Annotated in this window: 21 protein-coding genes, 1 pseudogene and 1 other annotated feature; of the genes and pseudogenes, 9 read left to right on the top strand and 13 right to left on the bottom strand. The window is 48.7% G+C overall.

Annotated features, from left to right (window positions below; genetic code table 11):
* Positions 1–2 precede the first annotated feature (2 nt).
* The 3 genes from cmk to ihfB all read left to right on the top strand — a co-directional run bounded on the left by cmk (position 3) and on the right by ihfB (position 2,846).
* Positions 3–680, top strand: a complete 678-nt coding sequence (gene cmk / locus A8F97_RS08845; protein WP_014699662.1) for a (d)CMP kinase — start codon at positions 3–5, stop codon at positions 678–680.
* 116 nt (positions 681–796) lie between these two features.
* Positions 797–2,470: a 30S ribosomal protein S1 gene (gene rpsA, locus A8F97_RS08840; protein ID WP_025918975.1), complete on the top strand. Its 1,674-nt coding sequence runs from the start codon at positions 797–799 to the stop codon at positions 2,468–2,470.
* 91 nt (positions 2,471–2,561) lie between these two features.
* On the top strand, positions 2,562–2,846 hold the full coding sequence (gene ihfB, locus A8F97_RS08835) for an integration host factor subunit beta (RefSeq protein ID WP_005967571.1): 285 nt from the start codon (positions 2,562–2,564) through the stop codon (positions 2,844–2,846).
* Positions 2,847–2,962: 116 nt separating this feature from the next.
* Here ihfB and hisIE read toward each other — a convergent pair whose 3' ends face one another.
* The 9 genes from hisIE to hisL all read right to left on the bottom strand — a co-directional run bounded on the left by hisIE (position 2,963) and on the right by hisL (position 10,260).
* Complete coding sequence (gene hisIE / locus A8F97_RS08830; RefSeq protein ID WP_033071370.1) at positions 2,963–3,595, bottom strand: bifunctional phosphoribosyl-AMP cyclohydrolase/phosphoribosyl-ATP diphosphatase HisIE; 633 nt, start codon at positions 3,593–3,595, stop codon at positions 2,963–2,965.
* Positions 3,589–4,365 carry an imidazole glycerol phosphate synthase subunit HisF gene (gene hisF / locus A8F97_RS08825; protein ID WP_005967575.1) on the bottom strand — a complete coding sequence of 259 codons (777 nt, stop codon included), beginning with the start codon at positions 4,363–4,365 and terminating at the stop codon, positions 3,589–3,591. Before hisF ends, hisIE begins: the two co-directional genes overlap by 7 nt.
* Complete coding sequence (gene hisA / locus A8F97_RS08820) at positions 4,347–5,084, bottom strand: 1-(5-phosphoribosyl)-5-[(5-phosphoribosylamino)methylideneamino]imidazole-4-carboxamide isomerase (RefSeq protein WP_014699664.1); 738 nt, start codon at positions 5,082–5,084, stop codon at positions 4,347–4,349. The genes hisF and hisA overlap by 19 nt, the downstream gene beginning before the upstream one ends.
* Positions 5,085–5,090: 6 nt before the next feature.
* On the bottom strand, positions 5,091–5,681 hold the full coding sequence (gene hisH / locus A8F97_RS08815; protein WP_014699665.1) for an imidazole glycerol phosphate synthase subunit HisH: 591 nt from the start codon (positions 5,679–5,681) through the stop codon (positions 5,091–5,093).
* Positions 5,681–6,748, bottom strand: coding sequence for a bifunctional histidinol-phosphatase/imidazoleglycerol-phosphate dehydratase HisB (gene hisB, locus A8F97_RS08810; protein ID WP_014699666.1), 1,068 nt, complete (start codon positions 6,746–6,748; stop codon positions 5,681–5,683). The genes hisH and hisB overlap by 1 nt, the downstream gene beginning before the upstream one ends.
* Positions 6,749–6,763: 15 nt before the next feature.
* Complete coding sequence (gene hisC, locus A8F97_RS08805) at positions 6,764–7,837, bottom strand: histidinol-phosphate transaminase (protein WP_033071371.1); 1,074 nt, start codon at positions 7,835–7,837, stop codon at positions 6,764–6,766.
* Complete coding sequence (gene hisD / locus A8F97_RS08800) at positions 7,834–9,162, bottom strand: histidinol dehydrogenase (protein ID WP_033072007.1); 1,329 nt, start codon at positions 9,160–9,162, stop codon at positions 7,834–7,836. Before hisD ends, hisC begins: the two co-directional genes overlap by 4 nt.
* Positions 9,163–9,167: 5 nt before the next feature.
* Positions 9,168–10,067: an ATP phosphoribosyltransferase gene (gene hisG, locus A8F97_RS08795; protein WP_014699669.1), complete on the bottom strand. Its 900-nt coding sequence runs from the start codon at positions 10,065–10,067 to the stop codon at positions 9,168–9,170.
* Between the two features lie 49 nt (positions 10,068–10,116).
* Positions 10,117–10,237 (bottom strand) — a sequence feature (His leader region).
* Positions 10,213–10,260, bottom strand: coding sequence for a his operon leader peptide (hisL, locus tag A8F97_RS24080; RefSeq protein WP_106389040.1), 48 nt, complete (start codon positions 10,258–10,260; stop codon positions 10,213–10,215). (Overlaps the previous feature by 25 nt.)
* A 278-nt stretch (positions 10,261–10,538) precedes the next feature.
* Between hisL and A8F97_RS08790 the strand changes: the two genes are divergently transcribed.
* The 5 genes and pseudogenes from A8F97_RS08790 to A8F97_RS23855 all read left to right on the top strand — a co-directional run.
* Positions 10,539–11,381, top strand: coding sequence for an SDR family oxidoreductase (locus A8F97_RS08790; protein ID WP_033071372.1), 843 nt, complete (start codon positions 10,539–10,541; stop codon positions 11,379–11,381).
* A 349-nt stretch (positions 11,382–11,730) separates the two neighbouring features.
* Positions 11,731–13,992 (top strand): type VI secretion system Vgr family protein, encoded by a 2,262-nt coding sequence (locus A8F97_RS08785; RefSeq protein ID WP_033072008.1) that lies wholly within the window; start codon positions 11,731–11,733, stop codon positions 13,990–13,992.
* A 12-nt stretch (positions 13,993–14,004) separates the two neighbouring features.
* Complete coding sequence (locus tag A8F97_RS08780; protein ID WP_014699672.1) at positions 14,005–14,334, top strand: hypothetical protein; 330 nt, start codon at positions 14,005–14,007, stop codon at positions 14,332–14,334.
* 235 nt (positions 14,335–14,569) lie between these two features.
* A complete protein-coding gene (locus tag A8F97_RS08775) occupies positions 14,570–14,956 on the top strand; it encodes a DUF3592 domain-containing protein (RefSeq protein ID WP_033071373.1) in 387 nt (128 codons plus the stop codon).
* 57 nt (positions 14,957–15,013) lie between these two features.
* Positions 15,014–15,145 (top strand): annotated as a pseudogene (locus A8F97_RS23855) (IS630 family transposase); the annotation flags it as partial.
* Between the two features lie 67 nt (positions 15,146–15,212).
* Here the strand turns inward: A8F97_RS23855 and A8F97_RS08770 are convergent.
* From A8F97_RS08770 to A8F97_RS08755, 4 genes are all read right to left on the bottom strand, one after another.
* Complete coding sequence (locus tag A8F97_RS08770; protein ID WP_015730342.1) at positions 15,213–17,165, bottom strand: methyl-accepting chemotaxis protein; 1,953 nt, start codon at positions 17,163–17,165, stop codon at positions 15,213–15,215.
* 283 nt (positions 17,166–17,448) lie between these two features.
* Positions 17,449–19,383: a methyl-accepting chemotaxis protein gene (locus A8F97_RS08765; RefSeq protein ID WP_015730343.1), complete on the bottom strand. Its 1,935-nt coding sequence runs from the start codon at positions 19,381–19,383 to the stop codon at positions 17,449–17,451.
* Between the two features lie 476 nt (positions 19,384–19,859).
* Positions 19,860–20,561 (bottom strand): response regulator, encoded by a 702-nt coding sequence (locus tag A8F97_RS08760; protein WP_014699677.1) that lies wholly within the window; start codon positions 20,559–20,561, stop codon positions 19,860–19,862.
* Between the two features lie 96 nt (positions 20,562–20,657).
* Entirely contained in the window at positions 20,658–22,262 is a 1,605-nt protein-coding gene (locus A8F97_RS08755; protein ID WP_014699678.1) for an ATP-binding protein, read from the bottom strand.
* Positions 22,263–22,679: 417 nt separating this feature from the next.
* Between A8F97_RS08755 and A8F97_RS08750 the strand changes: the two genes are divergently transcribed.
* Positions 22,680–24,038, top strand: coding sequence for a 2-hydroxycarboxylate transporter family protein (locus A8F97_RS08750; RefSeq protein ID WP_014699680.1), 1,359 nt, complete (start codon positions 22,680–22,682; stop codon positions 24,036–24,038).
* Positions 24,039–24,159: the final 121 nt, after the last annotated feature.

Genomic DNA, 24,159 nt, shown 5'->3' with positions numbered 1-24,159 from the left:
AAATGACGGTGATGGCACCGGTAGTTACGGTTGACGGACCGAGCGGCGCAGGCAAAGGTACATTGTGTAAGGCATTGGCTGAAGCTTTACAATGGAACCTGCTGGACTCGGGGGCTATCTATCGTGTTTTGGCTCTGGCGGCGTTACACCACCATGTGGATATCAGCTCGGAAGACGCGCTGGTTCCGCTCGCTTCACATCTTGATGTGCGTTTTGTTGCAGAAGATGGGCAGTTGAAGGTTATTCTTGAAGGCGAAGATGTTAGCCACGAAATTCGTACTGAAGCGGTGGGCAACACGGCTTCTCAGGCAGCGGCTTTCCCACGTGTTCGTGAAGCATTATTACGTCGGCAGCGTGCATTTCGTGAGGCTCCGGGGCTGATTGCCGATGGCCGTGATATGGGAACGGTGGTCTTTCCTGATGCACCTGTAAAAATTTTCCTGGATGCCAGTGCGGAAGAACGCGCACAACGACGCATGCTACAGTTGCAGGGGAAGGGCTTTAATGTTAACTTTGAACGTCTTTTGTCTGAGATAAAAGAACGGGACGAGCGCGATCGTAGCCGCCCTGTTGCGCCGTTGGTGCCTGCTGCCGATGCATTGGTGTTGGATTCAACGGAAATGACGATCGATGAAGTGATAGCGCGCGCGTTGGCTTATGCCCGCGAAATTTTAGCGTAATCACAGAAAACTGAATTTTTACCTCGCTGTAAGGATGCACAGCGGGGCATGTTAAACAACCCCATCGAGCAGGATGCCAGATGGACGTTAAATTGAAACCCTTAAGATTATCAAACATGACTGAATCTTTTGCTCAACTCTTTGAAGAATCCCTGAAAGAAATCGAAACCCGTCCTGGTTCCATCGTGCGCGGTGTTGTTGTTGCTATTGACAAAGATGTCGTACTGGTTGACGCCGGTCTGAAATCTGAATCTGCCATTCCGGTAGAGCAATTCAAGAACGCACAGGGCGAACTGGAAATTCAGGTTGGTGATGAAGTTGACGTTGCTCTGGACGCTATCGAAGATGGCTTCGGTGAAACGCTGCTTTCTCGCGAAAAAGCTAAACGTCATGAAGCATGGCTGACGCTGGAAAAAGCTTACGAAGAAGCTGCAACAGTTACTGGTATTATCAACGGTAAAGTTAAAGGCGGTTTCACTGTTGAGCTGAACGGCATTCGTGCGTTCCTGCCAGGTTCTCTGGTAGACGTTCGTCCGGTTCGCGACACGCTGCATCTGGAAGGCAAAGAGCTTGAGTTCAAAGTTATCAAGCTGGATCAGAAACGCAACAACGTTGTTGTTTCTCGCCGTGCAGTTATCGAATCTGAAAACAGCGCTGAACGCGATCAACTGCTGGAAAACCTGCAGGAAGGCATGGAAGTTAAAGGTATCGTTAAGAACCTTACTGACTACGGTGCATTCGTTGATCTGGGCGGCGTTGATGGCCTGCTGCATATCACTGATATGGCTTGGAAACGTGTTAAACACCCAAGCGAAATCGTCAATGTGGGCGACGAAATCACTGTTAAAGTGCTGAAGTTTGACCGCGAGCGTACTCGTGTATCTCTGGGCCTGAAACAACTGGGCGAAGATCCATGGGTCGCTATCGCTAAGCGTTACCCAGAAAGCACGCGTCTGACTGGCCGCGTAACTAACCTGACTGATTACGGCTGCTTCGTTGAAATCGAAGAAGGCGTTGAAGGTCTGGTACACGTTTCTGAAATGGATTGGACCAACAAAAACATCCATCCGTCCAAAGTTGTTAACGTTGGCGATGTAGTGGAAGTGATGGTTCTGGATATCGATGAAGAACGTCGTCGTATCTCTCTGGGCCTGAAACAGTGTAAATCCAACCCATGGCAGTTGTTCGCAGAAACCCACAACAAGGGCGACCGCGTTGAAGGTAAAATCAAGTCTATCACTGACTTCGGTATCTTCATTGGTCTGGACGGCGGCATCGACGGTCTGGTACACCTGTCCGACATCTCTTGGAACGTGGTTGGTGAAGAAGCCGTTCGCGAATACAAGAAAGGTGATGAAATCGCCGCTGTTGTTCTGCAAGTTGACGCAGAGCGCGAGCGTATCTCTCTGGGCGTGAAACAACTGGCTGAAGACCCGTTCAATAACTACCTGTCTGTTAACAAGAAAGGTGCTATTGTTACTGGTAAAGTTACAGCGGTTGACGCCAAAGGTGCTACAGTTGAATTAGCGGATGGTGTAGAAGGCTACCTGCGTGCTTCTGAAGCCTCTCGCGATCGCATTGAAGACGCAACGCTGGTACTGAACGTTGGTGACAGCGTTGAAGCGAAATACACCGGTGTTGATCGTAAAAACCGCGTTGTTAGCCTGTCTGTTCGTGCGAAAGACGAAGCTGATGAGAAAGATGCAATCGCAACTGTTAACAACAAGCCGGAAGAAAACAATTTCTCCAGCGCGATGGCAGAAGCATTCAAAGCAGCTAAAGGCGAGTAATCACAACGGTAGAATGAGCAACGTAAGTTGCTCATTCTTGTAACGGTAGTCAGTTATCCTGGCTATTGATAGCCACGCATTTGGAGGCGCTATGACCAAGTCTGAACTTATTGAAAGGCTTGCTGGACAGCAATCTCATATCCCGGCCAAAGTGGTTGAGGATGCAGTGAAAGAAATGCTTGAACAAATGGCCTCTACGTTAGCCGAAGGCGACCGTATTGAAATCCGTGGGTTTGGCAGTTTTTCACTTCACTACCGTGCACCGCGTGTAGGTCGTAATCCGAAAACGGGTGATAAAGTTGAGCTGGAAGGTAAGTACGTCCCTCACTTTAAGCCGGGCAAGGAACTCCGCGACCGCGCTAATATTTATGGCTAATTATTAGTCCTAGATACCAGCCTTATAAAAGCACCCATCTTGGGTGCTTTTTTACATTTATCGATCTTATCTTTCCGCGTAACGCGTTATCAATTACTGATAACGCGGGGAACGACTTATTTATTGTGACGCTCTTTCAGGCGGTTGATGATGGTTGCCAGATCTAAATCCTGATCCTGCAGCAGCACCAGCAGATGATACATTAAATCCGCAGCTTCGTTGGTCAGCTCTTCACGGTCGTGCACCGTTGCCGCTAATGCCGCTTCCAATCCTTCTTCACCGACTTTTTGCGCAATGCGCTTGGTGCCGCTGGCGTATAGACGGGCGGTGTAAGAGCTATCCGGGTCAGCATGTTTGCGCGCGGCCAACAGTTGCTCTAACTGATAGAGGAACGTCCAGTCGCTGGCAGCAGGCGAGAAGCAACTGCTGGTGCCCAGATGACAGGTTGGCCCGATAGGATTAACCAGGATCAGCAGAGTGTCGTTATCGCAGTCAGGCGTGATAGAGACGACATTGAGGACGTGGCCGGAGGACTCGCCTTTCGTCCACAATCGCTGCTTGGTACGCGAGAAAAACGTCACCTTGCCGCTCTTTTCGGTAGCCTGCAACGCGCCCTGATTCATATAGCCCAGCATCAATACTTCACCGGATACTGCATGTTGCACGACAACCGGCAGCATGCCGTCCGTTTTTTCCCAATCGAGTTGGTTTCGTTGTTCGTCGTTTAGAAAGCACTCTTCGCTTAACACACTCGAATCTCCACACCTTGTTGCTTAAGATATTGTTTCAGTTCGCCAATATTAATAATTTGCTTGTGAAACACCGATGCTGCCAGCGCGCCATCAACGTGGGCGGTTTGGAACGCATCCAGAAAATGTTCCATGGTGCCTGCGCCGCCGGAAGCAATCAGCGGGACATTGCAGACATCACGCACCAGATTTAACTGGTGTAAATCGTAGCCGTTACGCACGCCGTCCTGGTTCATCATGTTCAGGACAATCTCACCCGCACCGCGCTTTTGCACTTCTTGTACCCAATCCAGTGTTTCCCAAGTGGTGACCTTCGTGCGCGTTTCATCGCCCGTATATTGGTTCACATGGTAGCGACCGGTAGCAGCATCATGCCAGGTATCAATCCCGACGACGATGCACTGCACGCCATAGCGATCGGCCAATCGGGTAATTAACTCTGGGTCGGCCAGCGCCGGTGAGTTGATGGAAATTTTATCTGCGCCGAAAGAGAGGATCTGACCTGCTTCTTCCACGCTTTTAATACCGCCCGCCACACAGAAGGGAATATCGATGACTTCGGCAACGCGGGATACCCAACTTTTGTCGACCACGCGACCGTCGGAAGAGGCGGTGATATCATAAAAAACCAGCTCATCAGCCCCCTCCTGCGCGTAACGTTGTGCCAGCGGCACGATGTCACCAATGATTTCGTGGTTGCGGAACTGCACGCCTTTGACGACCTGACCGTTACGCACGTCCAGACAGGGGATTATCCGTTTTGCCAGCATGAAATAGCCTCCGCGACGTTAAATTTACCTTCCAGTAGCGCACGGCCAACGATAACGCCCTGCACACCGCTGCCGCGCAAATTGGCGATATCAGCCAGGTTACCGATGCCGCCGGATGCCTGAAAGGCAATCTGCGGGTAGCGCTGGCTGATTTCACGATAGAGTTCGACGTTGGAGCCGCTCAGCGTACCGTCACGGGAAATATCGGTGCACAGCACATGTTTCAGGCCAAACGGCAGATATTGCTCAACGACCTGCTCAAGCGTGGCATCTGAATTCTCCTGCCAGCCGCTGATGGCGACAAACTTCGTGCCGTTGGTGTCGATACGTACATCCAGCGCCAGCACCAGTGCTTCTGCACCGTAACGGGTGAACCATTGCTGCACGAGTTCCGGCTGCTTAACGGCGGTAGAGCCGATGACAACACGGCTGGCACCGGCTTTTAATAACGCTTCCACGTCCTGCTCGGTACGAATGCCGCCGCCGATCTGAACCGGTACGTTAACGCCAGCCAACAGCGTGGTTAACAGTGGAATCTGTCGGGCTGATGGGTCTTTTGCTCCAGTCAAATCCACTAAGTGCAGCACGCCTGCACCTTGTTGTTGGTAATCCTGCAAGCGAGGAAGCGGATTGCTGCCGTACTGGCGCTGTTGACCATAATCACCCTGATGTAGACGGACAACCTGTCCATCAATCAGATCTAATGCGGGAATAATCATGACGCTCTACATCTCCAGAAAGTTTTTCAGCAGTTGCGCGCCTGCAGCACCAGAACGCTCAGGGTGGAACTGCACGCCAAAGAAATTATCTTTTTCCAGCGCGGCGGTGAAGGCTTCGCCGTAGTTGGCTTGCGCGATCGTGTTTTCGCAAACTGGCATGGCATAGCTGTGAACGAAATAGAAATAGGCACCGTCATCGATATCGCGGAACAAACGATGTCCGGTTTTTGGAATCACCTTATTCCAGCCCATGTGCGGCAGCGGCAAGCCGTGATCAACCATCTTTTTCACTGGCGCATCGACAATCCCCAGCGTGGGAATGCCACCATTTTCGTCGCTATTTGTGCCCAGTAGCTGCATACCGAGGCAAATACCGAGAACGGGCTGAGTGCAAGCCTTGATCAACGCAATCAGGTCACGTTCTTCCAGTTGATTCATTGCGGCCTGCGCAGTGCCGACGCCGGGCAGAAATAACTTGTCTGCCTGCAGGACAATCTCGGCCTCGCGGCTGACAACGGGCGTATACCCCAACCGCTGCACGGCGTAGGTCACCGAAGAGAGGTTGGCGCAGCCGGTATCAAGAATGACGACCTTCATCAGAGCACTCCTTTCGAGCTCGGCAGCGTGTCGCCTTCAACGCGAATAGCCTGACGCAGCGTGCGCCCGAAGACTTTAAACAGGCTTTCTACACGGTGGTGATCGTTACGGCCCTTGGTTTTCAGGTGCAGCGTACAGGCCATGGAATAAGACAGTGAGCGGAAGAAGTGTTCGACCATTTCCGTACTCAGATCGCCGACGCGCTGATAGTTGAATTCGGCTTTATATTCCAGATGCGGACGTCCTGAAATATCCAGCGCACAGCGTGCCAGGCACTCATCCATTGGCAGAACGAAACCAAAGCGGCCAATACCGCGTTTGTCGCCCAGTGCTTTATTCAGGGCTTCGCCCAGCGCCAAACCGGTATCTTCCACCGTGTGGTGATCGTCAATGTACAGATCGCCTTTTACTTCAATGTTCATGCGGAACCCGCCGTGAGTGGCGATTTGATCCAGCATGTGATCGAAGAAACCGACACCGGTGTTGATTTTGCTGCCACCTTCCTGATCCAGCCAGACGTTCACATCAATCGCGGTTTCACGCGTGACGCGGTTGACGTGCGCATGACGGTTTCGTTTGGTCAGTTGGTTGGTAATCGCTTGCCAGTTCAGGCCGCCACGCTGGTAGAGCAGGCCTGCGATCCCCATATTTTGTGCCAGTTGGATATCGGTCTGACGGTCGCCGATGACGTAGCTATTTGCCACATCCATCAGGCCGTCGTTCAAATAGGCTGTCACCAGTTCGGTCTTGGGTTTGCGGCAGGTGCAGTTATCGGCCGGTAAATGTGGGCAGATCAGCACGTGCTCAAAATGGATGCCCTGCGATGTCAGAATCTGCATCATCAGGTTGTGCGGCGGATCGAAGGTTTCCTGTGGAAAGCTATCGGTCCCCAGCCCATCCTGATTCGTAATCATCACCAGCGTATAACCGGCCTTTTGCAGCGCCAGCAGCGAGGGAATGACATCTGGTTCCAGCGCCAGTTTATCCAGACGGTCAACCTGAAAATCCTCAGGCGGTTCAGCAATCAATGTTCCGTCACGGTCGATAAAGAGGTATTTCTGGCCCACGTGAGCTCCTTAAAATTAAGCGTTGATGCCCGGTAATGATTGTAATGCAGCAACAACGCGTTCACATTCGTAGCGGTTGCCGATAGTAATGCGCAAACAGCCTGCGAGGCTGGGTTGCTTATTTTGGTCACGCAGAATAATGCCCTGATCCCATAGCGTTTTGAATACGGCAGGGGAGGCGGTAAAGCGCACCAGCAAGTAATTACTCTCGCTGTTGAAGACCTCTTCAATGCAGGGAATATTTTTCAGGGTATCGCTCAGCCAGCGGCGATTGGTTGTAACCTCTGTCACATTCGCCTTCATTTTGGCGATCCCTTCGCGGCTCAAGGCCTGTGCAGCGATATCTGCCACGGGAGTGGACAACGGATAAGGGGCAATGACTTTCAGAAGTAGCTGAATCACTTCAGGGTTTGCCAGCGTAAAGCCACAGCGCAATCCAGCGAGTGAAAAGGCTTTGGACAAGGTACGCAGAATGACCAAATGAGGGAATTCAGCCAGCCAGCCCGCGGTGGATGCCTGCGGACAAAATTCAATGTAGGCTTCATCGATAACGACCAGCGCTTTTCCCTGTGCCAGCGTGAGCAACTGGCGTAAATCTTCCCGTGCAATCAGGTTGCCAGTCGGGTTGTTCGGGCTACAAACGTAAATGACTTTGGTGCCATCCAGTTGCGCCTCAATCGCCTCAAGATCCAACTGCCAGTCTGATTTGCTTGCCGCCGTGCGACGTTCGACGCCAAACGTCTCGGCGCTGACGGCGTACATGCCGTAAGTTGGGGGACAGAAAAGAATCGCATCTTTCCCCGGTTCGCAGAATGCGCGAATCAGTAGTTCGATTCCTTCATCAGCGCCGCGGCTGACCAAAACTTGTTCTGGCGTTACGCCTGCATACTCGGCGTAGCGGTTGATGACCGTTACTGGCTGACATTCTGGGTATCGGTTCAACGTTTGCAACGTTAACTGAAATTCCGGTGCTTCAGGGTATTCATTGGCGTTCAACCAGACATCGCCATTGCCGCCCAGACGACGGGCAGATTGGTACGGGGTCAGCGCACGGACATTCGCGCGTGCCAGTTCTTCAATGCTGCTCATGCTTGCTCCTTCAGTGCTGCAACACGTAGGGTAACGGCGTTTTTGTGGGCGGTCAGTTGTTCGGCCTGTGCCAGGGTTTCTATTGTTGGTGCCAGTTGCAGTAACCCCTGTGGCGTGAGCTGCTGTACGGTCATGCGCTTCTGAAAATCGGCCAAACCCAGGCTCGAATAGGTCGAGGTATAGCCATAGGTCGGCAGAACATGGTTAGTGCCGGAGGCATAGTCACCAGCGGATTCCGGCGACCAGTCGCCAAGAAACACGGAACCGGCGCTGGTAATGCTGTCGACTAATGACTCTGCATCGCGCGTCTGAATGATAAGATGCTCTGGGCCATATTGATTGCTGATTTCAACACACTGCGCTAAATCACGCGCGACAATGACGCGGCTGCTGGCAAGCGCCTGGCGTGCGATGTCGGCACGAGACAGGTGTGTGAGCTGCACTTCAACGGCGTCTGCGACGGCTTTGGCCATGGCGGCATCAGGTGTGAGTAGGATGACCTGTGAATCAGGGCCGTGCTCTGCCTGTGACAATAGGTCGGAGGCGACGAACGCCGGTGTGGCACCGCTGTCAGCGATAACCAACACTTCGGATGGCCCTGCGGGCATATCAATCGCTGCACCATCAAGCTGCTGGCTGACCTGGCGCTTAGCTTCCGTGACGTAGGCATTGCCGGGGCCAAAAATTTTATCCACTTTCGGCACACTATCGGTGCCAAACGCCATGGCAGCAATCGCTTGCGCGCCACCAAGCTGAAAGACTTCTTTAATGCCGCACAGTTGTGCAGCATACAGAATTTCATCGGCGATCGGCGGTGGTGAACACAGCACCACACGGCCACAGCCGGCGATGCGTGAAGGCGTTCCCAGCATCAGCACGGTTGACGGCAGCGGCGCAGATCCCCCGGGAATATACAGACCAACGGTCGCGATAGGGCGAGTAATCTGCTGGCAACGCACGCCTGGCTGCGTTTCGATATCGACAATCGGCAGTTTTTGCGCGTTGTGGAATGTCTCGATATTACGCACGGCGATTGCCATGGCCTGTTTTACTTCATCACCCAGACGGGCAGATGCGGCGGTAATCTCAGCATCGGTGACGCGAATTGCATTCACCTGAACCTTATCGAACTGTGCGCTGTAGTCGCGTAAAGCGCTATCACCACGGCTTTTCACGTTGGTCAGAATATCGCTCACGACGGCGGTAATGCGGTCTGACGCGGAAATAGCCGGGCGTGTCAACAACTGACGTTGTTCTTCTGCTGAACAGCGCTGCCAGTCAACGATCGAGCTGAAATTGCCGATGCTTTTGGTGTTGTCAGCCATCGTCATCACTCCATCATTTTTTCAATGGGCAGGACCAGAATAGAGCTGGCGCCTAATGATTTCAGCTTTTCCATGGTTTCCCAGAACAGCGTTTCGCTGCTGACCATGTGCATCGCAACACGGCTTTGATCGCCAGCTAGCGGCAGAATGGTCGGGCGTTCGGCACCTGGCAGCAGGGCGATAACTTCGTCCAGACGTTCGCTAGGCGCGTGCAGCATAATGTATTTGGATTCACGCGCCTGAATCACGCCTTGCATACGGGTCAGCAGTTTATCGATCAGTTGCTGTTTCTCTTCTGGCATCTCGCCATCGCGCTGAATCAGGCAGGCCTTGGAACGGTAAATGACTTCGACTTCGCGCAGGCCGTTGGCTTCCAGCGTGGCACCGGTTGAGACCAGATCGCAGATGGCATCGGCCAGACCCGCACGCGGTGCGACTTCGACGGAACCGTTCAGCAGACAGGATTTGAAATTGACAGATTTTCTGTCGAGATATTGTTTGAGCAGGTGAGGATACGAGGTGGCAATACGTTTATTTTGCAGGCACTCAGGGCCAGTATAAGCCTCGTCCAACGGCATTGCCAGCGACAGACGGCAGCCACCAAAATCTAAACGGCGCAGCGTGAAGTAACGTGGATCTTCACCCTGTGCGCGGCGGTTTAACAGCTCTTCTTCCAGCACGTTTTCGCCGATGATGCCTAGATCGACTACGCCATCCATCACCAGACCGGGGATATCGTCATCACGCACACGTAAGATATCAATCGGCATATTTTCTGCGAATGCGATTAGGCGCTGTTGCTGCAAATTGATTTTTATCCCGCAGCGTGCCAGTAGTTCGCGTGAATCGTCGCTCAGGCGGCCTGACTTCTGCATTGCTATCCGTAAACGTGTTTTATCCAGCATGGAAACCTCATTAACCTGTCAAATTTAAATTTCTAGAAATAGAGCGAGCATAAAAAAACCCTCGGAAGATGATCTTCCGAGGGCTCTCTTTGTGTTCTGCGCCACTGGAAGATCTGAACGTCTTCCAGCACCAACTGCCCGAAGACTAATCAGGATGATGGTGATGATGGTGGTTAAACAGAACGCGTGTCATAAAATGTCTCTTTGTAGTGTCAGTGTTTATTAAATCAATATCGATTTATCTGTCGAATAACCTAAACCATGTGCGGGCCGTTGTGCAACATTTTTTTAGCAGAGAGGGACAGTTCGTTTTGAATGCGTGATGTGCCAGCATAATTGCGCTGGATATCGGCTCTTGATAGGCAGAAAAGCCTGCTGAAATCGGACAGGCTTCGTAGCGACGGAGGTAAAAGCCGTTTACTCTGTAGGCGTGGGTGTTAATAACAGGCTCCTTGCAGGGGAGAACAGCAGATGAAGAAAGTATCGATTGTGGGATTGGGCTGGTTGGGTATGCCGTTGGCTCTGGCGCTGAATGGGCACGGTTACCACGTGGTTGGAACGAAAACCACGTCAGATGGCGTCGAAGCGGCGCGGATGAGCGGGATTGAATGCTATCAACTGACTCTGACGCCTGAACTGGAATGTGACGCTGACGAGCTTAGGGCATTATTACAGGTTGACGTATTAATCGTGACGTTACCTGCCAGTCGAACGGTGGAAGGGGGGGAGGGGTATGCGCAAGCGGTACAGCAACTGGTAAATATGGCACGCGTGTATCATATCCCGCGTATCATCTTTACCAGTTCAACCTCGGTCTATGGCGATGGGAGCGGCTCGGTAAGAGAAAACTCGCCGCTACAGCCGACGACGGTCGCAGGGAAGACGCTGGTGTCCCTCGAACAGTGGTTGCAACACTTACCGGATATCTCTGTGGATATCTTGCGCCTTGCGGGGCTCGTGGGGGGCGATCGCCATCCCGGCCGTTTCCTGGCGGGTAAAACCAATCTTCCGCGCGGCAATCATGGTGTGAATCTGGTGCATCAGGAAGATGTGCTGTCGGCTATCCTGTTGCTGCTTAAGCTACCTAACGGTGGGCATGTCTATAACCTGTGTGCGCCAGAACATCCTGCCAGGCAGGTCTTTTACCCTGAACAGGCGCGCAGATTACAGGTGTCTCCGCCGCAGTTTGCGCCCGCGATCGATAGCGCTCAGGGTCGGATTGTTGATGGGCAGCGTATCTGTCATGAACTTGGGTTTGACTATCAGTATCCTAATCCTTCAACGATGCCGTTGAACGAGGGGTCACCGCGTTAAGAACGAACATTGTGATTCGCCCGGATGAGCGGATGCTATCCGGGCGAGAGACGCTAAAACGACGTCCAGTCGCTTTCTGACGAAGCCGCTTTTTTGTCTGTTGTTGACACTCTGTTTGGCAACGCGTGCCGTGGCGTGGTGGGTGACGCGAGTGAGCCAGCGCGGTTGCTGGAAGCTTCCGTATACCTATAATTCTTACCGTGATGATCGCTGCTGTAAATGACACCCACGTTAACCCCGTTACCCTATCTGAACTATCGCGGCTATTAAGAATTAGCTTATACATCCGACGGAAACATTAGACTATCTTACCAGTAAAACGCGACAAATGACGAAAGGCGACGAGCATATGGCTAACCGAATATCCGTTAATACCACTGAAGGTGATGGACTTCGTTTCTGGAAACTGGAAGGGCGGGAAGCCATATCCGAGCCTTTTGTCTGGACCCTGACGTTACTCAGTGAAAACACCCAGATCAACCGCAGTAAACTGCTGAGCCAATCCGTCACTATTACCATACCGACTCAAAACGTAGTAGCGCCCCGTTATCTTAACGGCAAAATAACCTCGGTTGGCGCAACTCCGATTGAACATGGCGGAACTCGTTATGCGGTTTATACACTAACTGTCGAATCCGATCTCTGGCCCATGAAGCGCAATCGCGACATGCGGATTTTTCAGGGAAAAACGGTGCCTGAAATTATTAAAGAGATTATCAGTGAACACAACGTTAATGTGGATGAGAGACTGACGGAAAACTATCGCATCTGGGAATATTGTGTTCAGTATCAGGAGAGCTCTCTTGATTTCATCAGCCGCTTAATGGAACAGGAAGGCATAGCCTTTCATTTCCTGCACGATATTGATAGCCATACACTTGTACTGACTGATTCAGGAACAGAGTTACAACCTTTCTCTGGTTATGAAATTATTCCCTATCATCAAACCCCGTCAGGAGGAGTAACGGGTGAAGAGGGTATCAGTCAGTGGTTCGTTCAGGATAATATTACGCCGGGATTATACAGTCTGGATGACTATGATTTCCGTAAACCTAATGCTTGGTTGTTTCAGGCCCGGCAGAACAACGTGGCCCCTCAACCAGGTACTGTGAGCGTCTATGACTGGCCAGGCCGTTACGTTGACCACAACCATGGTGATAGGTATGCCCGGATTCACCAAGAACGCTGGCAGGTCGAACATCAGCAGACATCCGGAACATCAAACGCCAGCGCAGTCGCGCCGGGACATATATTCCGGCTTAAAAACGCTCCATTCCCCGATCATAACAGCAGCTATCTGATAACCAATGCGACTTATCAGTTTGAGGAAAACCCGTATTCAACATCCGACACCAGCAGCAGTACGCAAAAGACGGATTTTACCGTTATTCCAGCGGTTACTCCTTACAGACCAGAACAGACAACACCATGGCCAAGAACATACGGTCCACAGACGGCAAAGGTAGTAGGGCCGACCGGAGAGAGTATTTGGACAGACAATTATGGTCGGGTAAAAGTGAAGTTTCACTGGGATCGACAGGCGAAAGGGGATGATACCAGCTCATGCTGGATACGGGTTTCCAGCGCTTGGGCCGGACAGGGGTTTGGTGGGGTGCAGATTCCACGAATCGGCGATGAAGTCGTGGTGGATTTTATCAACGGTGACCCTGACAGACCGATTATCACCGGACGAGTCTATAACAAATCCAGCATGCCACCATGGGAACTCCCTGCTGCTGCCACTGTGATGGGCTTTATGACCCGTTCAAAAGACGGTAACAACGATAACGGTAGCCACCTGCTGTTTGAAGACAAAGCGGGTTCAGAAAAAATTGCGCTTCACGCTGAAAAAGATATGACTATTTCCGTGGAGAATAATAAAACTGTTGAGATTGATGGCTCCCGTGTGACTACAATAAAAGGTGAGCAGAAAGACGATGTAACCAGTGCTGCCACGTTTCATTATCGGGCTGCACACACCACGACCGTGGAAGGAGAAGAGACCTCCGTTTTCAATAACACCCAGACAGAAACCATCAAAAACGGACGTAAACTGGATATTACCAGCGGTGGAGATAACGTTACCATCAAGGGAGAAAGGAATACTGACATTTACGGAACAGAAATTCATCATGTTACGGAAAAGCTCACTGAAAATTATGACAGTGGGCAGGTAACGACAATCAAGGGCGGAGGACGGAAGGATACTATTGATGGTGGAGTGACAATTGATGTAAATGGTGGGGACTGGATCCAGAATATTGAAGGTAAAACAGAATTAAACTCTAAAGATGAGATGAATATAAACAGTAAAGCGACAATTAAAATTAAATCACCTAGTGTGATAATTGATTCGCCATCTGTGACCTATACACACAAAAAAGAAAAAAGTTATTGGGACGATATTTCCAGTGTTAAATTACTATCTGTGTCATTAAAAGGACTTGATATTTCTATTAGTGATTTTTCCGCCGGACTTAAAGGCGTTAACTACAGTAAAACTGCTTTTGACATCTCAACCAAAGACGGTCAGATAGAATTTATAAACGCTATAAAGCTAACAAAGAGTGCAGTGAAATCTTACATTAACGGATTGACGACTTTTTTTTAAGTGGTGGCTTGTATGTCAAAATACACGGTAATAGTAGTTGTTACATGCTTTTTATTTTTTATTTTTTATCAATTTTACAATGCATATAAAATTGATAAAAATGGTGTTATTGTTAAGGTTAAAATAGATTACGTTAATTTCATTAGCTCCAATGAAGGTGGGAGTTCAAATATATCATTTATATTACTGGCAAATATTAATGGAAAGGATAAGGTTTTGGAGGGGTATGATACAGTGCCAACATTTTATTCAAGTCAATTAATGGCTGGTGAGTATATAGAGATAAAGTATATTGATGAGAAGAATTATTCTTTCATTTTTAAAAATGAGAAAAAAAATTAAATTAATAATTTTACATATTTTTCGTGAGCTGAAGCCATTAAGGGATGGCAGTCAGGTAAATCGGCAATAAACCACCCGATACATTATCTCATGCTAATGTTTCAGCTTCTTATAATCCTTTCGGATATATCAATAGCCTGATGGAAATTGAACAAATAAAATCACTAATTAACTCAGGATTCTTGTTGTTACATTCTAAATCATTAACTTTATTTTTATAACAAGGATTCAATATATGAGTAACATCTTCATTTTTATCCCGATCGTTATCGGGATTGTGTTTGGTATAATCCCATTTGCCAGATTTATACATACAGATCTTTACCCATATATTAAAAGCGGGAGCTCCCAACAGAATGCATTAAAAAATGGAATAACGGCAGATGCGAACATTATCAGCAGCATTCAAACAAGTGCGTGGTCTGGGAATATGCCGATATATAAAATAACCTTAAAATTCATGACGTCAGATAACGAAAATATCGAAACATCAATAATGACGGCGTTAAGTTCTAAAGAAATAAAAAGACTTAAAGAAGGTAATATGGTGACAATAAAATACGACCCAAAAAACCCAAGGAAAATAACAATATATGATAAACCATTAATCTTAGGGGAATAGCACCTGCCATCTATATAGGTGTTGTTCAACAAGACCTGAGTAATGGAACGGTTATGACAGGCATTGCACAGTATGATAACCAGAAATTATCACCGTCGTTCAATGTTGCAGTTATTGATCAAGGTACGCCACTTTATGAAAGCGGTAAGCCCATTCCTAGGCAGGAAGCACGGTCAGGCAAAAGTGTAGCGGTATTAGAAGCCGCTATTTAGGTAAATACGCCCGGATGAGCGTGACGCTATCCGGGCGGGAGGCGCTAAAACGACGTCCAGTCACTTTCTGACGAAGCCGCTTTTTTGTCTGTTGTTGACACTCGGTTTGGCAACGCATGGCGTGGCGTGGAGGAGGATGTGCGTGAGGCCGCGCGGTTGTCGGATTGAGACACGCGGAAGTGTTCAAGCAACTTCTCTAACAGCACCGCCTGTTCTTCCAGTGAATTGGCGGAAATGGAGGATTCCATTACCAGCGAGGCATTCTGCTGCGTGGTGGTGTCCAATTCACCAATGGCCTGCGCGATTTGCCCAATTCCTCGGCTCTGTTCCTCAGAGGCGGAGGAAATTTCCCCCATAATGTCGTTCACGCGGGAAACGGAATCGACGATCTGCTCCATGGTTTCTCCGGCAACTGCAACAAGATGGCTACCCGCATTGGTACGTTCGACCGATTCTGCGATCAGCGCCTCAATGTCTTTGGCTGCCTGAGAGCTGCGTTGTGACAAACTGCGCACTTCGCCTGCGACTACGGCAAAACCACGGCCTTGTTCACCGGCCCGCGCGGCTTCTACTGCGGCGTTTAGCGCCAGAATGTTGGTCTGGAAGGCAATACTGTTGATGACAGTGGTGATATCGGCGATTTTCCTGGAGCTGGCCGCGATATTGTCCATCGTCGTCACCACTTGTTTCACGACTTCGCCGCCTTTAAGCGCGTTTTTGGAGGCATCGGCAGCGATCTGGCTGGCATGCTTGGCATTGTCGGCGTTGTTTTTCACCGTTGAGGTGAGTTCTTCCATACTGGCTGCGGTTTCAACGACGGCCGCCGACTGTTGCTCGGTACGTGACGAAAGATCGCTATTGCCTGTGGCGATTTTACTCGCCGATTGGCTGACGCTACCTACGCTGTCCCGTACTTCGGAAATAACGTGGCGTAGCTGTTCATTCATCGTCCCCATCGCGTGGGTGAGTCTTCCTAGTTCATCGTGGCGATCGGTCTGAATCGAGGTGGTGAGGTCGCCACTGGCAATTCGCTCCGCGAGAGACAGATTATGGATGATGGGTCTGGTGATAATCCGGGTAATGTAGATTGAAATGATGATGCCGATAATGACGGCAATGAGACCGATAATCATCGTGATGGTGGCAGAGTTATAGGCTAATTCATCGTTTTTCGCTTTGATAATGGCAGTCAGTGCGTTGATGTCTGCACTGCTTTTTGTTCCTGCTCTCATGACCAGATATTCTGCTTTTTTCACGTCATCGAAAGCGGTGTAATAGTCTGTATTAAGCTGTTGGTATTGTTTAATGTTGTTTCGTAATGCATCCGCCTGGCCTTTCAGATCGGCAGGTAAAATCGGTAATGCCTGATAGGCTGATTCCGTTTCTGCATAACGTGTATTCAGCGCGGTTAATGTTTTCTCATCTTTTGTTATTTGCAGCTCATAACTCAGTTTTTGCACTTCACTTAACAAGAAAGCCAGCTTGCTAATAGCGTAATAAGCATCATTATCGGGGAATGCGCTGGTGTTATGAATGGTCTGAGCAACGGGTTCCAGTGTAGCTTGTGCATGTAGCTGATTCACTTTCCTCTGAATCTCAACCGCTTTTTGTGTTGCAACGGACATGGCAGAGACTGCTGTCTGAAAGCCTTCTAGATTTTCTTTTAAGCTGTTGATGTGACCCAATTCATCGGTGCTCCAGGCCAGCGTTTTTGCACTGTCTGTTAAGTCTGTTGCACTTTTAACAAATTTAGCCAGAATATCTTTTGTATTTTCATCGGGTGCGTAGAAATATTTAACACGATTTATTTTTGCCTGAAAGACCTCAATATTTACGCTATAGATAAGATTGGTTTTTTCATAAATATCTTTAATGTCTCTGAATCTTGTTGTACTAAGCGATGAAGCGATAATAACGAGTAATAAAATAATGCCAAATCCCGCATACAGTTTATGTGCGATTTTTGTGTTACGAATTCGACGAGCAAGATGCTGCATTATAACTCTCCATGTATGACGCTTTTTAATAAAAAACTGACTACGATTACATTTTTACCTACTAGGAGTTATCGGGCTTTGCTATCGCTATGTTAGTGTCAATGTCGGAGATAATAACGTTCTGTGACGAGGTTCAAAATGGATTGTGCAAATGCATAATGTTTTGTGTGAATACTGCCCAAATAACGTAACTTTATGATTATTTGCCGATTTATTTGTTGGCTAAATACTGTTAACGCATTGTGCCAGCCCTGACGTCATATCAGGGCTGAAAGGTTGAATGTTAGAACGTTGTCCAACTGGAATCCTGCGATTGTTTTGATGCAGGCAGTAGGGGCTTCTGCTGCTGCGATAAACCGTGAATAGCCGCTTTTGGCTTACGCCCCTCGTTATCCGACAGGCGGAAGTTAGCTACCATACTTTCCAATATCGCAGACTGCTCTTCCAGAGAGTTAGCGGAGATTGATGATTCCATCACCAGCGCCGCATTTTGCTGCGTAGTGGTATCAAGCTCGCTGATGGCGCGGGAGATTTGCTCAATGCCACGGCTTTGCTCGTCGGAGGCGGAGGCGATTTCCCCCATGATGTCGTTAACCCGCGAAACGGAGGAGACGATCTGATCCATCGCCGTTCCCGCATTGGCTACCAACTGCGTTCCCACATTGATACGTGATACTGATTCGGATATCAGGCTGGCGATCTCTTTCGCAGCTTGAGACGTGCGTTGGGAAAGCGTCCGTACCTCGCTGGCAACTACGGCGAACCCACGACCTTGTTCCCCGGCTCGCGCGGCTTCTACGGCGGCGTTAAGCGCTAAAATATTGGTCTGGAAAGCGATGCTGTTGATAACGGCGGTAATGTCGGCAATTTTCCGTGAACTGTCTGAAATGCCTGACATGGTATCCACCACATCCCGTACCACTTCACCGCCTTTGTGCGCATTTTGTGAGGCTTCGGTACTAATTTGGCTCGCCTGTTTGGCGTTCTCGGCGTTGTTTTTAACGGTCGATGTCAGTTCTTCCATGCTGGCGGCAGTTTCTACTACGGCAGCAGACTGCTGCTCGGTGCGGGACGAGAGGTCGCTATTACCGGCGGCAATCTTGGCCGCCGAGGTTGAAACACTATCCACACTGTCCCGTACATCGCTGATCATATGGCGCAGTTTTTCATTCATTCTCCCCATTGCCGCCGTTAATTGGCCCAGTTCATCATCGCGGTCAACGGTGATCGTTGAGGTCAGATCGCCCGCGGCGATTTTTTCCGCCAGCGAGAGATTATGGATCACGGGGCGGGTGATTTGGCGGGTAATCAGCAGTGAAATGATGATGCCGATGACCACCGCAATAAGGCCAATGATCATCGTGATGGTAGCGGAACCGTATGCCAGTGCGTCATTCTTCTCTTTGACGATAGTGATAAGCGCTTTAATGGAGGCGCTGCTTTTATCTCCGCCAACCTTCACGCCGTCTTCCGCTTTTTTCAGGTCGTTGATGCTCTGGAAATAGTCATTATTGAGTTTTTTATAGCGGGTGACATAGCTTTGCAGGCTCTCTACGATGACCTTTTGTTCCGGCGTTAGTACTGCAGCGGCGGCCTGATAGTTGCTGTCAAAGCGGCTAAAAGACTCATCGAGATTCTTTGCAGCATCGGCATTTTGCTTAAGCTGCAACTCATAGGATAACTGCTTCAGTTCTGAAACCTGCGTTGCCAGATCTTCAGCCTGATACTGCGTCGTGCTATCAGAAGGCTGCTGGCGTAGTCTGGCATAAAAGTCAGTCGTCACGTTTTGTCCGTTGGCGGCGCTGATTTTGTCGCGGTTTTCTACCACGCGTAGCGTGGCTTTCCCCATCTCGGTGATAGCGTTCTGGAATTCGGTCAGGTGCTGGCTGAGGTCATTGATGAGCGTTAACCCTTCCTGACTCCACGAAAGTGTTTTCGCTTCAGTCGTTAATTCTGATGCGTGTTTAACAAAACCCGCCATGGTTTCACGCGACTTTTCATCATACGAGTAAAAATACTTCAGGCGGTTTATTTTTGCCTGAAAGACCTCGATATTGATGTTGTAAATAAGGTTGGTTTTCTCATAGATATCACGAATTTCCCTGAAGCGCCCCGCGCTAAGTAACGATGCAACGATGACCAGTAGCAGGATGACCCCGAACCCAAGATAAAGCTTTTGGGATATTTTAAGATTTCTGATTTTTTTGGCTAAGAACATGATGTCTCTCCGGGGATAAATTACTGGTGTCGGGTAACAAATAAATAAAGGTATGACCCATAGTACTTATCGGATTTGGGGCGATTTTTTTTAGTGTGAGAGAAGAAACTAATAATAATTTGTGAGGTTTCTCTCTCTCCGTTGGACAACTGCACAGCAGGCACCGGGTGAATTACCAATCCGCGTTACGTCAGTCGTTATAAGAATAAACACAGAAAATTGTCATTGTTTTTTTAATTTTTAAAAAACAAAGAAGAAAATGGTTGGTTTAGAAATGAATTGAAATACAAATAGTGTGAAAAATAACGAATGATTAGGTTTTTTCTTGCTGCTGATGAAGTAAATCGATTAACTAATAACGTTATTATTTTATCGGGTTTTTTATCTCACCTTTTATCGTATATCGATGTCTGTCGCTGACGGCATTGATACCCTATGGCGGCGAGATTTGCCGACATAGGGTACGTCTGCCGCATCTAATTGGCGCTCTTTGTACGATACAACCGACGCGGGTGACCGATTTTTCCGTAACGCATTTCGATATCGAGGAATTGGTTCTCGACGCAGAATTCGAGATAGCGGCGCGCGGTGGTTTTACTGAGCCCTGTCTTTTCGACGATATCGTCGACGGAATAAAACGTCTCGCCTCCATCAGTGGCAAAAATCTGTTTGATCAATCCCAGCGTGTTCTCCTCAATACCTTTTGTGGAGGCGGAGGGGGCAGCACCAGATGATTGCAACTGATAAAGGATATCGACATTCTGCTGATCGACAACTTTGTATGTGTGCTGGGTTTTGACAAATTGAATAAAGCGCTCCAGCGAAGAACGCAGTCGCGGGTAAGAGAGTGGTTTGATGATGTAGTCAAAGGCACCGCAGCGAATCGCCTGGGCACATGTATTCATATCGCTGGCGGCGGTAATAAAAATGACGGAACAGTCCATTCCTTTGAGTAATTGGCTTTCAATCAGCGAAACTCCCTCGCCATCGGGCAAATAGTTATCAAGCAGGATCAAACGTGGTTTGTGTTGCTGAAGGAGTTTTTTGGCTTCAAAAAGCGTAGCGGCAATACCAACGACATGCATATTGAAATGTTTTTCAATAAATTCAGCATGAATATTTGCCAGCTTACCTTCATCTTCAACGATTAAGACATCGAAATGTTCAGTGTGCTGCATGGTATGAATCCCTGTTAGTATCTGAAAGATAAAGAAGATCTATCGCCCGCTATACCGCAATTTTTCTATGCATTGTTTACCCTACGGCTGCTCAAATTATTGGGGGGATAGCGGTATAAATAGGGAGAATATGCTGCCATTCGGCTGGTTGGCCGAAACTTCAATAATTCCCCGGGCCTGATTAACGTAGCTAGCGACCAGATGTAATCCCAGTCCGTGATCGCCCTGTGTTTTACTGGTCACGCCCATTTCAAATAGGTTATTGGCAAGCGCCGGAGCGATCCCTATTCCCTGATCGGCGACCTCAATGACTAGCTCTTTTTCACTGTCATAGATGTACACTTCGACAGGATAATGCGGCATCGCCATAGCCAATGTGGCTTCCATCGCGTTATCCAGCAAATTACCAATAATGGACATCAGCTCCGTTTCACTCAGTGCGGCAGGAATATGAGTGAGCTGGCAGCGTGGGTCGAAAACAATTTCAATGCCTTTTTCTCGCGCTGTCGCGTACTTGCCCAGCAGCAGCCCGCACAACGCAGGCGAACAGAAACGGTGGGAAACAAAATCCAGCACCACCTGTGCACTTTCTGACTGTGCTTCGATATATTTGATGGCTTCGTCATAGCGTTTTAAGTGCAACAACCCGGCCAGCGTCGCGGTCCAGTTCAACTGCTCATGCCGCAGAATGCGTAGGCTGTTAGCGTAGCGTTTCACCTGGCTGAGTTGTGTGCTGAGCGTATGAATATCGTTTTTACTGCGGAAACTGATTACCCAGCCTTGAAGCTCATCTTCCAGCATAATCCGCACCCGGCTGGCAATCACGGTGGCGTGGTTAAAACGACAGACCTCATCGTGTGTATCGCTGCTCCACATCGTTTCGCTGGAGAAGAAGGGCACGGGTTTAATGACGGTATCAATCGGTTTCCCACATAATAGGTGGGAAGGGGCGTTCAGCCCGAGGATCTCTTTGGCGGCATGGTTAATGGCAGCAATACGGTGCTGTTTATCGATAGCGATGACCCCCTCGTAGATCGATTCGAGTAACGCTTTCTGCTGCCGGACCAGCATGCGGATTTCAAGGGGTTCGAGGCCAAACATCTGTTTCTTCAGATTACGTGAGAACCACCAGGAAAAGATGAATAGCGCGACAAACATCGCCAGAATAGCCAGCAGAATGCGGGCTAACTTACTGAACGTCAGGCTATCGATGTGAGTTTTCAGATAGCCCACGGAGACAATACCGATCACCTGACCATCAGCAATAATGGGGGCTTTACTGCGTAATGAGATGCCGATGCTGCCGTGGCGCACCGTGATAGCGCTTTTTCCCGCTAATACGTCGAAATTGTCTCCGCCGACCATCTGCGTACCGACGAGTTGGTCATTTTCCGCATACTCAGAATGAAACAGGTGGCGCGCTTGATTGTCGCCGATCACGATATAGCTTGCATCGCTGCGCTGTTTTAATTGTTGGACAAGGGTGTAGATCTGTTTGATATCTCTATTTTTCACCGCCTCAATCAGAGTCGGAATAATAGCAATCTCTCTGGCTTGCACCTGTGCGCGTATACCCAACTCAGAATACAGTTGCTTATCGATATCATGATAATAATAGATACCCGTCATTAGCAGTAGCGAAGAGAAGAAGACGATCAAATAGATAAATAATTTGATATGAAAGGAAAGTCTCAATCTCATGATACATGTGAGCCTGTGGGTTAACTAAAAAGTGACTGAATTTATCATGAATACTATTAAGAATGGGCTGAGAGAAAAAAACTTGTGAGCAACAACACGTTTAAATATTTTATTACTGGTTCGACGAGAAAGGCAAATAGATAAAATTAAACGACTCTGCTTTGTTTGATAAACAACTTAATTACTTTTTATCAACATAATCATGAGTGGAAAATAAAAACCATAAACGCCATAAAAACCGTAAAGTTTATTTTGCATGTAAAATAATCTAACTGCTTGCCTAGCAAACAATTTATTAATAAAAACCATTAAATCCATAAACGCCTTTAAAACTCGATTTTTAATTTGAAGGGAATCACATAATAATATTAATTCTCCCCTTATGATGCGCTGACAAAATAAAACGGGGACTAGATTATGAGTGCGAATGATATTGTAAATAATGAGGCGATTGGGAAGGTTTCATTAAAGGAAAAATGGTGGCACATTCTGGATACCTATAAAATAGGTATTATTCCTGTGCCGCTTTTTGTACTGGCGGGGGTGTTAATCGGTATAGAGTGCATGAGTGGAAAGCTGCCAAGCGACATCGTCGTTATGGTGGCAACACTGGCATTCTTCGGCTTTGCCTGTGGTGAATTTGGCAAGCGTCTACCGATTATCGGCAAGATGGGGGCGGCGGCAATCTGTGCGACCTTTATCCCTTCTGCGATGGTGTATTATGGCCTGCTGCCGGATGTCGTTGTTGAATCCACGACCAAATTCTACAAAAGTACCAACATCCTGTATCTCTACATCTGCTGCATTATTGTTGGCAGTATTATGAGTATGAATCGGCAAACGCTGATTCAGGGTTTCTTGCGTATTTTCTTCCCCATGCTGTGTGGTGAAGTGGTCGGAATGCTGGTGGGTATGGGCGTAGGTATTGCGCTAGGTCTGGACCCGTTCCAAATCTTCTTCTTCCTGATCCTGCCGATTATGGCTGGTGGGGTGGGTGAAGGGGCAATCCCACTGTCTATCGGTTATGCCGCGATCCTGCATATGGATCAGGGCGTTGCTCTGGGACGCGTATTACCTATCGTGATGTTGGGTAGTCTCACGGCGATCATCATTGCCGGTATTCTGAATCAGTTGGGTAAACGCTATCCGCACCTGACTGGTGAAGGTGAGTTGATGCCGAATAAAGATAATAGTTTGGGTAACGGCGAGAGCAGCGCACCCGCTTCTGTCTTTAGCGGTAAAGCCGATGTGACGACCATTGCTTCTGGCGCGCTGCTGGCCATCCTGCTGTATATGATCGGTATGCTCGGCCACAAAGTGATTGGCCTGCCTGCACCGGTCGGCATGTTGTTTGCTGCGGTGTTGGTGAAGTTGGCTCACGGTGTTTCACCGAAAATGCTGGAAGGTTCCCAGGTCGTTTATAAGTTCTTCCAGACATCGGTGACGTACCCGATTCTGTTTGCTGTTGGCGTGGCGATTACGCCGTGGCAGGAATTGGTGAATGCGTTTACGATTCAAAACCTGCTGGTGATTATTTCTACCGTGGTGGCGCTGGTCACGACTGGCTTCTTTGTCGGTAAAAAGATCGGTATGCATCCGATTGATGTTGCCATTATCTCCTGCTGCCAGAGTGGGCAGGGTGGTACTGGTGATGTTGCAATTCTGACAGCAGGTAACCGTATGGTACTGATGCCTTTCGCGCAAATTGCCACACGTATCGGCGGTGCCATTAATGTTTCAATTTCACTACTGATACTCGCCAACTTTTTAGTCTGATGTTATTCAGAAAATAAAAAGAGGCTGAACGAAAGAAATAATTTTTTGAAAAATACAGTATTGAAAACCCACATGAGTTAACGAAATAAAACCGCTATTACACGTAGGTTTATTTTGCACG

Origin of the sequence: Pectobacterium parmentieri (assembly GCF_001742145.1) — a bacterium.
Lineage (GTDB): Bacteria > Pseudomonadota > Gammaproteobacteria > Enterobacterales > Enterobacteriaceae > Pectobacterium > Pectobacterium parmentieri.
This window is presented reverse-complemented; position numbering and strand designations above follow the sequence as displayed.

Coding starts and splice junctions, on each gene's coding strand:
- cmk (WP_014699662.1), top strand. CDS start 3: ATGACGGTGATGGCACCGGTAGTTACGGTTGACGGACCGAGCGGCGCA.
- rpsA (WP_025918975.1), top strand. CDS start 797: ATGACTGAATCTTTTGCTCAACTCTTTGAAGAATCCCTGAAAGAAATC.
- ihfB (WP_005967571.1), top strand. CDS start 2,562: ATGACCAAGTCTGAACTTATTGAAAGGCTTGCTGGACAGCAATCTCAT.
- hisF (WP_005967575.1), bottom strand. CDS start 4,365: ATGCTGGCAAAACGGATAATCCCCTGTCTGGACGTGCGTAACGGTCAG.
- hisA (WP_014699664.1), bottom strand. CDS start 5,084: ATGATTATTCCCGCATTAGATCTGATTGATGGACAGGTTGTCCGTCTA.
- hisH (WP_014699665.1), bottom strand. CDS start 5,681: ATGAAGGTCGTCATTCTTGATACCGGCTGCGCCAACCTCTCTTCGGTG.
- hisC (WP_033071371.1), bottom strand. CDS start 7,837: ATGAGCAGCATTGAAGAACTGGCACGCGCGAATGTCCGTGCGCTGACC.
- hisD (WP_033072007.1), bottom strand. CDS start 9,162: ATGGCTGACAACACCAAAAGCATCGGCAATTTCAGCTCGATCGTTGAC.
- hisG (WP_014699669.1), bottom strand. CDS start 10,067: ATGCTGGATAAAACACGTTTACGGATAGCAATGCAGAAGTCAGGCCGC.
- A8F97_RS08790 (WP_033071372.1), top strand. CDS start 10,539: ATGAAGAAAGTATCGATTGTGGGATTGGGCTGGTTGGGTATGCCGTTG.
- A8F97_RS08785 (WP_033072008.1), top strand. CDS start 11,731: ATGGCTAACCGAATATCCGTTAATACCACTGAAGGTGATGGACTTCGT.
- A8F97_RS08780 (WP_014699672.1), top strand. CDS start 14,005: ATGTCAAAATACACGGTAATAGTAGTTGTTACATGCTTTTTATTTTTT.
- A8F97_RS08775 (WP_033071373.1), top strand. CDS start 14,570: ATGAGTAACATCTTCATTTTTATCCCGATCGTTATCGGGATTGTGTTT.
- A8F97_RS08770 (WP_015730342.1), bottom strand. CDS start 17,165: ATGCAGCATCTTGCTCGTCGAATTCGTAACACAAAAATCGCACATAAA.
- A8F97_RS08765 (WP_015730343.1), bottom strand. CDS start 19,383: ATGTTCTTAGCCAAAAAAATCAGAAATCTTAAAATATCCCAAAAGCTT.
- A8F97_RS08760 (WP_014699677.1), bottom strand. CDS start 20,561: ATGCAGCACACTGAACATTTCGATGTCTTAATCGTTGAAGATGAAGGT.
- A8F97_RS08755 (WP_014699678.1), bottom strand. CDS start 22,262: ATGAGATTGAGACTTTCCTTTCATATCAAATTATTTATCTATTTGATC.
- A8F97_RS08750 (WP_014699680.1), top strand. CDS start 22,680: ATGAGTGCGAATGATATTGTAAATAATGAGGCGATTGGGAAGGTTTCA.